Source organism: Pseudomonas sp. SLFW, assembly GCF_009905615.1.
Lineage (GTDB): Bacteria > Pseudomonadota > Gammaproteobacteria > Pseudomonadales > Pseudomonadaceae > Aquipseudomonas > Aquipseudomonas bambusae.
In genome coordinates this window covers 158,662-171,672 of record NZ_JAAAKW010000010.1, presented here as the reverse complement: position 1 = coordinate 171,672, position 13,011 = coordinate 158,662, and the positions used below count along the sequence as shown (strand labels likewise).

General features: G+C 61.1%; 10 protein-coding genes. 6 read left to right on the top strand and 4 right to left on the bottom strand.

The genetic code is table 11. The annotated features are described in order from the left end of the window. Nucleotides 1-220 precede the first annotated feature (220 nt). Nucleotides 221-1,309: an LLM class flavin-dependent oxidoreductase gene (locus GVN17_RS18730; RefSeq protein WP_166596742.1), complete on the top strand. Its 1,089-nt coding sequence runs from the start codon at nucleotides 221-223 to the stop codon at nucleotides 1,307-1,309. A gap of 137 nt (nucleotides 1,310-1,446) precedes the next feature. On the opposite strand, the gene GVN17_RS18725 is transcribed toward GVN17_RS18730, so the two are convergent. Together GVN17_RS18725 and GVN17_RS18720 are read right to left on the bottom strand one after the other, a co-directional pair. Next, a complete protein-coding gene (locus tag GVN17_RS18725) occupies nucleotides 1,447-2,247 on the bottom strand; it encodes a class II aldolase/adducin family protein (protein ID WP_166596741.1) in 801 nt (266 codons plus the stop codon). A 124-nt stretch (nucleotides 2,248-2,371) separates the two neighbouring features. Next, nucleotides 2,372-3,277: a LysR family transcriptional regulator gene (locus GVN17_RS18720; protein WP_166596740.1), complete on the bottom strand. Its 906-nt coding sequence runs from the start codon at nucleotides 3,275-3,277 to the stop codon at nucleotides 2,372-2,374. A gap of 190 nt (nucleotides 3,278-3,467) precedes the next feature. On the opposite strand from GVN17_RS18720, the gene GVN17_RS18715 reads away from it, so the two are divergent. The 5 genes from GVN17_RS18715 (at nucleotide 3,468) to GVN17_RS18695 (ending at nucleotide 9,500) form a co-directional block, all read left to right on the top strand. Further along, nucleotides 3,468-4,076, top strand: coding sequence for a cysteine dioxygenase (locus GVN17_RS18715; RefSeq protein ID WP_166596739.1), 609 nt, complete (start codon nucleotides 3,468-3,470; stop codon nucleotides 4,074-4,076). Then, the gene (locus tag GVN17_RS18710) at nucleotides 4,073-5,653 is read left to right on the top strand and encodes a rhodanese-related sulfurtransferase (RefSeq protein WP_166596738.1); all 1,581 of its coding nucleotides are present in this window, start codon (nucleotides 4,073-4,075) and stop codon (nucleotides 5,651-5,653) included. The genes GVN17_RS18715 and GVN17_RS18710 overlap by 4 nt, the downstream gene beginning before the upstream one ends. Before the next feature lie 259 nt (nucleotides 5,654-5,912). Beyond that, on the top strand, nucleotides 5,913-6,923 hold the full coding sequence (locus GVN17_RS18705; protein WP_166596737.1) for an ABC transporter substrate-binding protein: 1,011 nt from the start codon (nucleotides 5,913-5,915) through the stop codon (nucleotides 6,921-6,923). A gap of 25 nt (nucleotides 6,924-6,948) precedes the next feature. Next, nucleotides 6,949-8,316 carry an LLM class flavin-dependent oxidoreductase gene (locus GVN17_RS18700; RefSeq protein ID WP_166596736.1) on the top strand — a complete coding sequence of 456 codons (1,368 nt, stop codon included), beginning with the start codon at nucleotides 6,949-6,951 and terminating at the stop codon, nucleotides 8,314-8,316. Next, a complete protein-coding gene (locus GVN17_RS18695; protein WP_166596735.1) occupies nucleotides 8,313-9,500 on the top strand; it encodes an acyl-CoA dehydrogenase family protein in 1,188 nt (395 codons plus the stop codon). The genes GVN17_RS18700 and GVN17_RS18695 overlap by 4 nt, the downstream gene beginning before the upstream one ends. An 85-nt stretch (nucleotides 9,501-9,585) precedes the next feature. Here the strand turns inward: GVN17_RS18695 and GVN17_RS18690 are convergent, their stop codons facing one another. Then, a complete protein-coding gene (locus GVN17_RS18690) occupies nucleotides 9,586-11,874 on the bottom strand; it encodes a molybdopterin guanine dinucleotide-containing S/N-oxide reductase (protein ID WP_166596734.1) in 2,289 nt (762 codons plus the stop codon). A gap of 49 nt (nucleotides 11,875-11,923) precedes the next feature. Then, nucleotides 11,924-12,901, bottom strand: coding sequence for an ABC transporter substrate-binding protein (locus tag GVN17_RS18685; RefSeq protein ID WP_371928574.1), 978 nt, complete (start codon nucleotides 12,899-12,901; stop codon nucleotides 11,924-11,926). Nucleotides 12,902-13,011 lie beyond the last annotated feature (110 nt).

The window sequence follows — 13,011 nt, the reverse complement described above, 5'->3', positions numbered from 1 at the left end:
AGGATCATCGTAAGCGCATAAAAAACCGGGGTGAAATGTCGATTGGAAATAAGCTAATGCTCAGCTTTTTTGATTTTTATAAAATGAGTGATGCATTATTTTTATAATTAGCTTAGCGCCAAATCGAATTTCACAGGGCCCTCGGCTCCCCCTATGTTGCTGACTGGCCTCGCGCGATTGCACGCGCGCCCGTCTTTTCTACAAGGATAAGGAATCGCCCATGAGCGTCGAATTCATCGGTTACATCGCCACCCAGCCGTTCTCGGAAATTCACCCACGCAGCGGTCAGACCGTTCAGCCGGAGTACGTCGAAAAAGTCGCGCGCGCCCATGAAGACGCCGGGTTTGACAGAGCGCTCGTGGCCTATCACTCCAACAGCCCGGACAGCGCCTTCATTGCGTCCTACGCCGCCAGCGTGACCACGAAACTGAAATTTCTCATCGCCCACCGGCCAGGCTTCATCTCCCCCACCGTGGCAGCCCGACAATTCGCGACGCTGGACGTGTTCAACGGTGGCCGCACGGCGGTGCACATCATCACCGGTGGCGACGACAAGGAGCTGCGCGCCGATGGCAGCTTCATTGGCAAGGATGAGCGTTACGCCCGCACTGACGAATATTTGAGTGTCGTGCGTCAGGAGTGGACAGCGGAAAAGCCCTTCGACCATCACGGTACGTATTACCAGTTCGAGGGGGCGCATTCGCTGGTCAAGTCGCCACAACAGCCACACATCCCGCTGTATTTCGGCGGCGCATCCCAAGCGGCGATCGAGGTCGCAGGCAGGCACGCCGACGTGTACGCGCTGTGGGGAGAAACCTATGAGCAGGTCAGGGATATCGTCAGACATGTCCGGGCCGAGGCGGCGAAGCACGGGCGGACGGTGCGTTTCAGCCTCTCGCTGAGGCCGATTCTGGCCGAGACCGAGGAAAAGGCCTGGGCACGTGCGGACAGCATTCTGGAACGCGCAAAAGCGCAGGCTCAGGCGGCAGGGATTCAGCGCCGCGAACCGGCGAACGAAGGCTCGAAGCGCTTGTTGGCGGCGGCTGCGCAAGGAGCGCGACTGGACAAACGCCTGTGGACCGGGATTGCCGGGCTGCTGGGCGCCAAGGGCAACTCGACCTCGCTGGTGGGCACCGCCGAACAGGTCGCCGAGGCGCTGCTCGATTATTACGACCTGGGGATTACCACCTTCCTGATTCGCGGGTTTGATCCGCTGGAAGACGCGATTGATTACGGCAAGAAGCTCATCCCGCTGACCCGGGAGTTGGTGGCCAAGCGGGAGCAGGAGAAGCAGGAAAAGGTGGCGTAGGTTCCACATCGCATACCCCTCTGTGGGAGCGAATTCATTCGCGAGGGGGTTGTACATTCGGCACATATCCATCGGCCGTACGACCTTTTCGCGAATGAATTCGCTCCCACAGGAGGACCCTTTGCGCTGAACCCTTCTTATTCCTTATAGGCCGTCCCGTGCCGATCCAGCTCGCGGATCAACGCATTCCAATGCCGGGCCACGCCGGGCCCGTTCCCGTCCTGGAATACCCTGGCCTGCTCCTCGACCTTCTTCACCACCTCTTCTGGCGGAAAAATCAGCTCGGCGTTGCCCGCAGCCTGCGCCGCCATCTGAATATTGCAGGCGTATTCCAGATTGTGCAGTTGCTTGAACGCGTGCTCGACGCTGATACCCGCCGTGAGCAAGCCGTGATTTCTCAGGATCATCACGCTCTTGTCGCCCAGATCCGCCACCAGCCGCTCACGCTCGCCCAGGTCCTGAGCGATGCCCTCGTAGCCGTGATAGGCCACACGCCCGGAGAACGACAAGGCATGCTGAGAGATCAGCAACAAGCCATTTTTTTGCGCTGATACCGCAATGCCGTCACGGGTGTGGGTATGCAACACCGCTTGCAGGTCCGGGCGCGCGGCGTGAATGGCGCTGTGGATCACGTAGCCTGCGTGGTTGATGCCGAGGCCTGTTGGGTCATCGACAATGGTGCCGTCGATGTCGACTTTTACCAGATTCGACGCGGTGATTTCGTCGAACAGCAAGCCGAAGGGATTGATCAGAAAGTGCTCGTCAGGCCCTGGCACCCGTGCCGAGAAATGCGTGTAGATGTGATCGGTCCAGCGCTTGAGCGCCGCGATGCGATAGGCCGCTGCGAGTTTGACCCGCACCTCCCACTCTTCGGGACTGACCCGATCCCGTACGCTGCTGGCGTTGGCTGGAACGGGCAAAGAACTGACATTGCTCATGCATGACTCCCTGTGGGTCTTGAATAGACGTATCAAGGGAGCCTAAGCGCGTTGGAAAATGTTTAAAAAGCACATTTTCTTCTAAGCTAATTATCAAGTTTTTTTATTTCTTATCGTGAAGAGGTCAGGCCGCTTCACGCGCCTCCTTCAAGGCTTCGGCCACCAGACTTCCGAACGAGGCCACCGGTGCCTGTAGATTCCCGAGGAAGCGCGGGTACATCAACCACAGGTCCATCACCGGTTTGAAGTCCTTGAGCGGCACGACCGCCAGTTGATCGTGATGGGCGCTGCGTTCGAACAAAGGACGCGGCACGAGCCCCAATCCCATTCCATCGGCCACCAGCCCCAATTGCAGCTCAGTGCCGAACGTCTCCAGATTGACCTTGAGACCCAACCCCTGATCGGCCAGCGTGCGCTGCAACCCCGCACGAAAACCGCAACCGTCCGGATTGAGCACAAAGCCTTGGTCATAACATTCGGCCAGTTTGATCGGCTTTTTCGGCTGACGCTCCCTGGCGCAGACCACCACCAGCTCCATCTTGCCGATGGATTCGCCGATGATGCCTTCCGGGAAAATCTTGCCGGCCGGGAACAGCGCGGCGGCGGCATCCAGCTCACCGTTCTCGATCTTGCCGATCAGATGGCTGCCCCAGCCTGTGACGACCTGCGCGCGCAAGTCGGGAAATTGCCCGCGCAGGTGCTTGAGGGCATCGAGCAGCACGACATCGCCAATGGTCTGCGGCACACCCAGCCGCAGCAGGCCGCTGGGCGGGGTGTCGCTGGCGACGAGTTCACGCAACGAATCCATTTCCCGCAGGATCGCCAGGCATTTCTGATACACCTGCAAACCCATGGCCGTCGGCTTGAGTGGCTTGGTGTTACGGTCAAACAGCTCGACCCCCAGCGCCTGCTCGAAATTCTGCACCCGGCGCGTGATCGCGGGTTGCGTCAGGTCCAGCGACTCAGCTGCGTGGCTGATCGACTGGCAGCGAATCACCGCCACGAAGGCGTCGATATCATCAATTTTCATTCGGTTCGCACATGAAAAAAAGGGACAAGATAGGCAAAAAGCATAATTCCAAACGCAACACATGGATAGCCCGACAACCTGCCCGGGGGTTATCAAATGCTTTTTCGTTATAACCTAATCATCAATAAATAGCATATTACACCGCAGCATTATGCTTATATTGGCTGACCAAATCTGTTCTGGAGCGCACATGACTCAACCCCGACACCCCGAACGCCTGCGGGAATTCATTGGCGCTCTGGCCGAACTGATCGACAGCAATCCCCGCGAGGGCGATCTGCTGCATCGTGGCGGAAAACTGCTGGGCCAACTCGTGCGCCACGACGACTGGTTGCCGGACGAATACGCGATTCCCGATCCGACCCGCTACCAACAGTTTTTGCTGCACGCCGACTCACGCCAGCGCTTTTCCATCGTCAGTTTTGTCTGGGGACCGGGTCAGACCACGCCCATTCACGACCATCGTGTCTGGGGCCTGATCGGCATGTTGCGCGGCGCAGAGTTCTCACAAGGGTTCGCCCGCAGCGCCGAAGGCCGACTGGAACAGGAAGGCCCGGCCATTCGCCTTGAACCCGGCCACGTCGAAGCGCTGTCTCCGCGCAGCAATGACATTCATCAGGTCAGTAACGCCTTCGACGATCAAGTGTCGATCAGCATTCACGTGTACGGCGCCAACATCGGCGCGGTGAAGCGTGCCGTCTATCAACCGGACGGCAGCGAAAAACTGTTCATTTCCGGCTATTCGAATGCCTATCTCCCGAACATCTGGGACCTGTCCAAAGAGAACCACGCCCAATGACTCAAAACACCCGATCATTTGCCGACATTCGCAACGCACTGCTGAATAAGGAAGAAGTCGCTCTGGTGGACGTGCGCGAAGAAGCGCCTTTTGCCGAAGCTCACCCCCTGTTTGCGGCGAACATCCCGCTGTCGAAACTGGAGCTGGAGGTGCTGTCGCGCATCCCGCGCCGCGACACCGCAATCACCCTGTATGACAACGGCGAGGGCCTGGTTCAGCCTGCCCTCACCCGGCTGTGGGATCTTGGCTACACCGACGTAAGGCTGCTCGAAGGTGGTTTGCAAGGCTGGCGCGACGCGGGCGGCGAACTGTTCATCGACGTTAACGTGCCGAGCAAAGCGTTTGGCGAACTGGTCGAGCACCATCGTCATACGCCGTCGCTCGCCGCCGAGGAAGTGAAAGCCCTGCTCGACAGCAAAGCCGACGTGGTGGTGCTCGATGCCCGCCGCTATGACGAATACCAGACCATGAGCATTCCCACCGGCGTCAGCGTTCCGGGTGCCGAGCTGGTGTTGCGCGCCCGCGAACTGGCGCCGGACCCGAAGACCCGCATCATCGTGAACTGCGCCGGGCGCACGCGCAGCATCATCGGCACGCAATCGCTGGTGAATGCAGGCCTGCCAAACCCGGTTTCAGCCCTGCGCAACGGCACTATCGGCTGGTTACTGGCGGGGCAAACTCTGGATCACGGTCAGTCGCGCCGCTTTGCCGAGGTCAGTGACAACACGCTGTCCGCCGCTCGCGAGGATGCCCGCAAAGTGGCCGACAAAGCGGGTGTGAAGCGCGGCAAACGCTCTGACCTGAACGCCTGGCGAACCGAAGCAGCTCGCACAACGTACCTGTTCGACGTGCGCACCCCAGAAGAATACGAGGCCGGGCACTTGCCGGGCGCACGCTCGACGCCGGGTGGCCAGTTGGTGCAGGAAACCGATCATTACGCCAGCGTGCGGGGCGCAAGGATCGTGCTGGTCGACGACGACGGCGTCAGGGCCAACATGTCGGCGTCGTGGCTGGCTCAGCTGGGTTGGGAAGTGGTCGTGCTCGACGATCTGCGCCCTCAGGACTTCAGCGAGAAAGGCCCTTGGAACGCGCCGATCCCGACGCCGTGGCAGGTCGAGGAGATCAGCCCCGACACCCTGCGCCAATGGCAGGCACACGGCAGCGTCGCCGTGCTGGATTTCACCGCCAGCGCCAATTACGTGAAGCAGCACATTCCGGGCGCTTGGTGGACCTTGCGCGCCGACCTGTCCAGCGCACTGCGCAAAATCCCTGCGGCCGAGCAATACGTGCTGACCTGTGGCAGCAGCAAGCTGGCGCGCCTGGCCGTGCCGGAAGTCGAAGCGCTGACCGGCAAGCCCGTGTTCCTGCTCAAGGACGGCACGGCCAGCTGGGTGAAGGCCGGCTTCGAGCTGGAGAGCGGTGAAACCCACCTCGCCTCCCCCCGCATCGACCGCTATCGCCGCCCCTATGAAGGCACCGACGCGCCGCGTGAAGCGATGCAAGCCTACCTGGATTGGGAATTCGGACTGGTGGAGCAGTTGGGTCGGGATGGGACGCATGGGTTTAATGTGATTTAAACCGAGCTTTCCGATTTAAGACGCCTTGACGATCGTACCCACGCAGTGCGTGGGTACGCTCATGAGGCCGTATGTCCTTCAAGCCACTAAATGCAATAAATTAATATTAAAAACCACCAAAATTAACCAAATACATAATTAGCATATAACCAAAAAATACTTCTAATGCGTTTCTTATAGGCTTAAGGTCATAACCCTGAAAGCCGACCCCTTTCCAGGCGGAGGCCCAAACCTTTTTCCAAGCCTGGAGACACGCTTCATGTCCGCCCCCATTCTCAAATCGCTGCGCGTCAAAAAGCTCCTGTTGGGCGCGCTGCTGACGCTGTCGTTCGGCCAATACAGCCAGGCCGCCGAAGCCCTGCAACCGCTCTTGGTCGCCAATCAGAAATCGGCATTGAAGGTGCTGCTGGAGGTCTCCGGCGAGCTGAAGGACGTGCCCTACGACATCAAATTCTCCGAATTCCCGTCCGCCTCGCCATTGGGTGAAGCGCTGAATGCGGGCGCGGTGGACGTGGGTGCGCTGGGCGATGCGCCGTATGTCTTCGCACTCGGCGCAGGGGGTCCGCTGAAGGTGATCAGCATTACCCACGTCGACGGGCGCTACACCACGGCGCTGATCGTCCGTAACGACTCGCCGGTCAAATCCGTCGCCGACCTCAAGGGCAAGCGCATCGTCACCGGGCGCGGTTCGATCGGGCATTACCTGGCGATTCGCGCGCTCAACGAAGCAGGCCTGGAAACCAGCGACGTCAAATTTGTCTTCCTGTTGCCAAGCGAATCGCGACTGATCCTCGACAACGGCGACGCTGATGCATGGGCCACTTGGGCGCCGTATACCACGGTCGCCACCCAGAGCGGTGCACGCATCCTGCCCAATGGCCCGGACCTACTGACCAACCATTCCTACCTCGCCGCCACCAGCAAGGCGATCACCGAGAAACGTGAACAACTGGACGATTTCGTCGTGCGTCTGGACCGCGCCTACCGCTGGGTCAACGCCCATCCGAAGGAATACGCAGCCGCCCAGACCAAGGTCACCGGCCTGCCCGTCGAAGTGCATCTGGCCGTCAACCAGGACACCAAGATGGAGCGCGTCAGCATTGATGACAGCGTGATCAAGGGCCTGCAAAACACCGCCAACATCTATGAGCGCGAAGGCATTCTGAATAAACACGTCGATGTCTCCAACGGCTTCGATCCTGGCTTCAACGCCATCCGCCTCGCCGCCGAGCAGGCTGCCGAGAAAACCGATTCCCAGGCTGCGCGCTAAGCGACCGACTCCAGGAGAGCACCTCATGAGCACACCCCGTCAACTCAAATTCGGCGCGATGGTCCACGGCGTCGGTCATGGCTGGGGCGAATGGCGCCACCCGGATGCGCAGGCCGACGCGAGCACCAACTTCCAGTGGTACAAGGGGCAGGCGCAACTGGCCGAAGACGCGAAATTCGACTTCGTGTTCATCGCCGACAGCCTGCACATTCACGAGAAATCCAGCCCCCATTACCTCAACCGTTTCGAGCCGCTGACCATCCTCTCAGCGCTGGCAGCGACCACCTCGAAAATCGGCCTGGTGGCAACCGTCACTGTCAGCTACACCGAGCCGTTTCAGGTGGCGCGGCAGTTCTCGTCGCTGGACCACATCAGCGGCGGCCGTGCAGGCTGGAACATCGTCACGTCGTGGCTCAGTGGCACGGCGGAAAACTTCAGCAAAAGCGAACACCCTCCTCACGCCGTGCGCTACCGCATCGCCAAGGAACACGTCTCGACGGTCAAGGGGCTGTGGGACTCGTGGGAGGACGACGCCTTCACCCGCGACAAACAAACGGGCGAATTCTTCGACCGCGACAAGCTGCACCCGCTGAACCACCAGGGTGAGTTTTTCCAGGTCAAAGGCCCGCTGAATATCGCTCGCTCACGCCAAGGTCAGCCGGTGCTGTTTCAGGCGGGAACCTCGGAGGATGGCCGTAACTTCGCAGCGGAATATTCCGACGCAATCTTCGTCCATGCCGAGTCGTTCGAAGAATCAAAAGCCTACTACGCCGACCTCATGCGTCGCGCCAAAGGCTTCGGTCGCAACCCCGATGACCTGTCGATCCTGCCCGGCATTCGCCCGATCGTTGGCCGCGATGCCGACGAGGTGGAGCGCCGCTATCAACAGGCCGTGGAACTGGTGAGCATCGAAGACGCCATCGTTGCGCTGGGTCGCCCGTTCAACGATCACGACTTCACGCAATACCCCTTGGACGCGCCGTTCCCCGACTTGGGCGATTTGGGCTCCAACAGCCAGAAAGGCGGTTCGGATCGCATCAAGCAACAGGCGCGGGAACACAACCTGACATTGCGCCAAGTGGCGCTGGATTTCTCCCGGCCGCGTCGTGAGTTCGTCGGCACGCCGGAACAGGTCGCCGATCAGATTCAGCATTGGTTCGAGAATGGCGCTAGCGACGGTTTCATCATTAATTCGCTGCTGCCAGACGGCCTGAAATATTTCACGGAGCTGGTGATCCCCGTGCTGCAACAACGAGGCCTGCAACGCACCGAGTACACAGGCTCAACCCTGCGCGAACATTTCGGGCTTGAGTTCCCGGTGAACCGCTACACGGCGGCGCGGGAAGACGCCTCGCAGCCCGTCTCGCAAGCAACCGCGCAGGCATCGGCATGAACGCGGGGGTGAATCGCCAAGCCATCGTGACAGAGGTCGAGTCCGATGAAGCGTTCGTTGAACGCTTGCGCGGCATCACTCAGCGTCTGGCCGAAACCGCTGAGCATTACGACGACAGTGGTGAGTTTCCCCATGACAATTTTCGCCTGCTGCATGAGCACAAGCTGCTCGGCCTGACCGTTCCCCAATCGCTGGGCGGCGGCGGCGCGGACCTCAAGCAGGCGCAACAGGTCATCAGTGCCGTGGCCCGCGGTGAACCGTCCACCGCGCTGATTCTGGTGATGCAATACCTGCAACATGCGCGACTGCAACTGACGCCCAACTGGCCGGAGCACCTGCGTCGGCACGTGGGGCTGGACGCGGTGAAAAACGGCGCGCTGCTCAACGCGCTGCGTGTCGAACCGGACCTCGGCTCACCCTCGCGAGGCGGTCTTCCCGCCACGACAGCTCACCGTACGGCGGAAGGCTGGCGGCTCAACGGGCGGAAGATTTACTCGACCGGCAGTCACGGCCTGACCTGGTTCAACGTCTGGGCGCGCAGTGACGACGACGATCCGCTGGTGGGCGTCTGGCTGGTGCGCAAGGACAGCCCCGGCGTGCGCATCGTCGAGGATTGGGACCATCTGGGCATGCGTGCCACGTGCAGTCATGAAGTGGTGTTCGAGGACGTGCTGGTGCCGTTGGATCAGGCGGTCAATGTGAGCCTTGCGCGCCTGGCGCAACCGGAACTGGACGCCTCGGGTCTACTGTGGATGTCGGTGCTGTTGTCGTCGGTTTACGACGGCATTGCGCAATCGGCGCGGGACTGGCTGGTGGATTTTCTGGAGACCCGCACGCCGTCGAACCTCGGCGCCTCATTGTCGACCCTGCCCCGGTTTCAGGAAGCCGTGGGCCACATCGACACGCTGCTGTTCGCCAACCGAACCCTGATTGACGCCGCAACCCATGGCTTGACACCTGCCAGCCATGCGCCTCAGATCAAATACCTGGTGACCGCCAACGCGATCCGCGCGGTGGAATTGGCCATCGAAGCCACCGGCAATCCCGGCCTGTCCCGCAGCAACCCGCTGCAACGGCACTACCGCAACGTCGTGTGCGGCCGGGTGCACACGCCACAGAATGATGTGGTGTTGCAGGGGGTCGGGAAGGCGGTGTTTGCGGGGCGGTTGAATCAGCGGACTTGAAGCCTCCCGGTACCAGCCCGGCGTGCTGGCAATAGCGGCGGTCACACTGCCGACACGCCGGGCTGCTATGGAGGCTCCCAACCCTCTACACCACCATCACCGGCGGCTCGAAAGCTGTGATTTCCGGTACCGCCCCCACCCATTTTTCAATCTCTACCGAGGCGGTCTGCGCTGCGCAGCCTTGCGACAGGCTCGACGACCCGATGTCTTCGGTCACGACATTGGGGTTGCCGTGTTTTTCCAGGCATCGGGGCTGGGCCTTGTTCAGCGGGTCGTACCAGGCCCCCGTGGCGATTTGCACCACGCCGGTTCGAATGTCGTCGGACACAATCACCCCCGCCAGAAACGCCCCACGCTCATTCCAGACCTTGACCACATCACCCTCGGAAATGCCGCGCGCCCGGGCATCCTGGCGATTGAGGGTCAGCGGTTCCCGCCCCTGCACTTTCGACGCCTGACTGTAGCTACCATGGTCGTACTGGCTGTGCAGGCGGGTTTTCGGCTGGTTTGACAACAGGTGCAACGGGAACGTCTTGGGTGGCGTGTCGAGCCAGACCGGGTGGCCCGGGCAGTCGGCGTAGCCAAAGCCTGCAATCCGCTCGCTGAAGATTTCGATCCTGCCCGATGGCGTCGGCAATCGATTGGCCACCGGGTCCTCACGAAACGCCTGAAGCAGCACGGTATCGCTGGGTGGGTAGTCGATCTCGAACAGCCCGTCGCGCCAGAACTGATCGTAATCCGGGAGCGCGATGCCAAAGCTGTTGGCCCGCTGGTGGGATTCGTCGTAGATAAAGCGCAGCCATTGACCCGCATCGCGCCCTTCGGTGAAGACGCTCTCGAAATCCAGACGTCGGGAGAGGTCCGCCAGAATCGAATAATCGTCCCGCGACTCGCCCACCGGCTCGATGGCTTGCTTCATGGCAATCATGTAGCGGTCAGATGCCGCGCTGCCAATGTCATCGCGCTCCAGCGCCGTCGTGGCGGGCAGCACGATGTCAGCGTATTTGGCCTGAGCGGTCCAGTACTGTTCGTGGACGATGATGGTTTCCGGACGCTCCCAGGCTTCCAGCAACCGGTTCAAATCCTGATGGTGATGGAAGATGTTACCCCCGGCCCAGTACACCAGCCGAATATCGGGGTAGTGCAGCCGCTGGCCGTTGTAGTCGAAGGGCGCGCCGGGGTTGAGCAGCATGTCAGTGACCCGCGCCACGGGAATGAAATCCTTCACCGGGTTCACGCCTTGAGAAAAGCGCGGGCCTGAAAACGCCTTGCGCCCACTGCCGGTGTTGTTCATGCAGCCGTAACCCAACCCGAATCCGCCGCCCGGCAGGCCGATCTGCCCCAGCATCGCGGCGAGGGTCACGGTCATCCAGAAGGGCTGCTCGCCGTGCACCGAACGTTGCAGCGAATAGGCGATGTTGATCATCGTGCGTTTGCTGGCCATCTCTCGTGCCATCGTGGTAATGCGCGACGCGGGTATGTCAGTCAGCGCGGCCGCCCACTTCGGGGTTTTGGCGATGCCGTCTACGCGGCCTTGGAGGTACTCGATGAAGCGTTCGTGCCCCACGGTGTAACGCTGTAAAAAGTCTTCGTGGTGCAGACCCTCGTCGACCAGCACCCAGCACAGCGCCATCATCAGCGCCGTGTCACTCCCTGGCCGAACAGCCAGCCACTCGTTGTGTCGAGGGCCGACCAGATCGTCTCGCAGCGGGCTGACGTTCACGAACCTCACCCCGGCCTCGGACATCCGCTGAATCCCGCCCTCGACCAAATGATCGCTGGCGCCACCGGGGCTGCATTGGGCGTTCTTGACCGGCAGCCCGCCAAAGGCCACGAACAGCTCGCAATGCTGCGCCAGGTTCTGCCAGGAGGTGTGCGCCGCCAGCAGCCAATCCATATTGCCGACGATGTGAGGCATCAGCACCCGACCGGCGCCGAGGCTGTAGCTGTCAACGCTGTACACGTAGCCGCCAAACCCATTGAGGAAGCGGTGCAGCTGGCTTTGCGCATGATGAAAACGTCCGGCGCTGCCCCAACCGTAGCTGCCACCGAAAATCGCCCGGTTGCCGTGCTCGCCCTTGACTCGGGAGAGCTCGCTGGCGACCAGTTCCAGCGCCGTTTCCCACGGCACTTCGACGAACCCTTCCTGCCCTCGCAAATGCGGACTGCGCAATGCCGGGTGATCGCCGAAGCGCTCCAGAAAACTGCGGCGTATCGCCGGGCGACGAATCCGTGTGGGCGAATCGATGGCCCCCGGAATCGAATCGCCGATGGGCGACGGATCGGCATCCCACGACACCGGCTCCATCGCGTCGAGCCGTCCATTCACAACACGCGGGCGATAAGCGCCCCAATGCAACGACGTGAAACTCATGCCCCGAACACTCCCCCATCCTGCTCATCGAAAACCGCGTGTGGTGCCCTTAACGCTGCGCCTGTGTCGCCCCGGCCTCTGGCGTCCCGAGCACGGCACTGAACGAATCGTCGAATACATTGGCAGCCGGATAGGATTTCGTCAGCCCCTCTTTGTTGAAGAAGTCGATAGTCTGCTGGGCCTGAGCGATGGATTGCGGCGAAATGGGCACCACGGTGGTCGCCGAACGCTCGAACCAGCCCCGCGCCACATCAGGATCGGCCTTGCTCAACGCCGCCCAGGCCGTGGCATACGCATCGGTGTTCTGCTTGTTGGCCACCGACCAGGCGCGCGCTTTCTGCAAGCGCTGAATGAAGTCGGTGATCTGCGCACGTTTGTCCTTGATGGCTTTGTCATTGGCGACGATGAAACTCTGCGCCGGGATCAACGTATTGGCCGTTGCCAGCACGTGAGCGCCTTGTCGCTCCTGCTGAATGACGTAGGGGTCCCACGTGGCGATGGCGTCCACGGAACCGCCGTCCAGCGCATGGGATGCGTCGAGCGCGCTCAGATAGCGATACTCCACGGCATCGCGCGCCACGCCGGCTTTGTCCAACGCGGTGAGCATCAACTGCTGGCTCCATGAACCTTTCCAGATCGCCAGACGCTTGCCTTTGAGGTCTGCCACCGATTTGATCGACGAATCCTTGCCCACTACGATCGCCACGCCTTCCAGATTTTGCCGGGAAATGCCGATGACCTTGATCGGCGCCCCCAACGCGCCGAGAAACAGAACGGGAGCGTCGCCCAACAGGCCCACGTCCAGCGCGCCGACGTTCAAGGCCTCGGCCACCGGAGAACCGGCCGTGAATTGCTTCCACTCCAGCGAATACGGCAGGTCTTTCAGCACACCGGCTGCCTCCATGACGGTGCGGGCGCCGTAGCTCTGATCGCCAACGGTCAAGTCGGCGGCATGGGTAGACGCTATAAAAGCGGAGAAGCAAAAGGCAGATAACGCGTTGCGCAGCAGACGGGATTTGATCGACACGAGTGGTCTCCACAGGGGTTCCATCGGAACCGGTTCATGAACATGAATACCGGTCCGCCTGTGCGGTCGCCGACTGATCGCCTCGGGCCAAGCGCGAAGCTCAGTGCGGC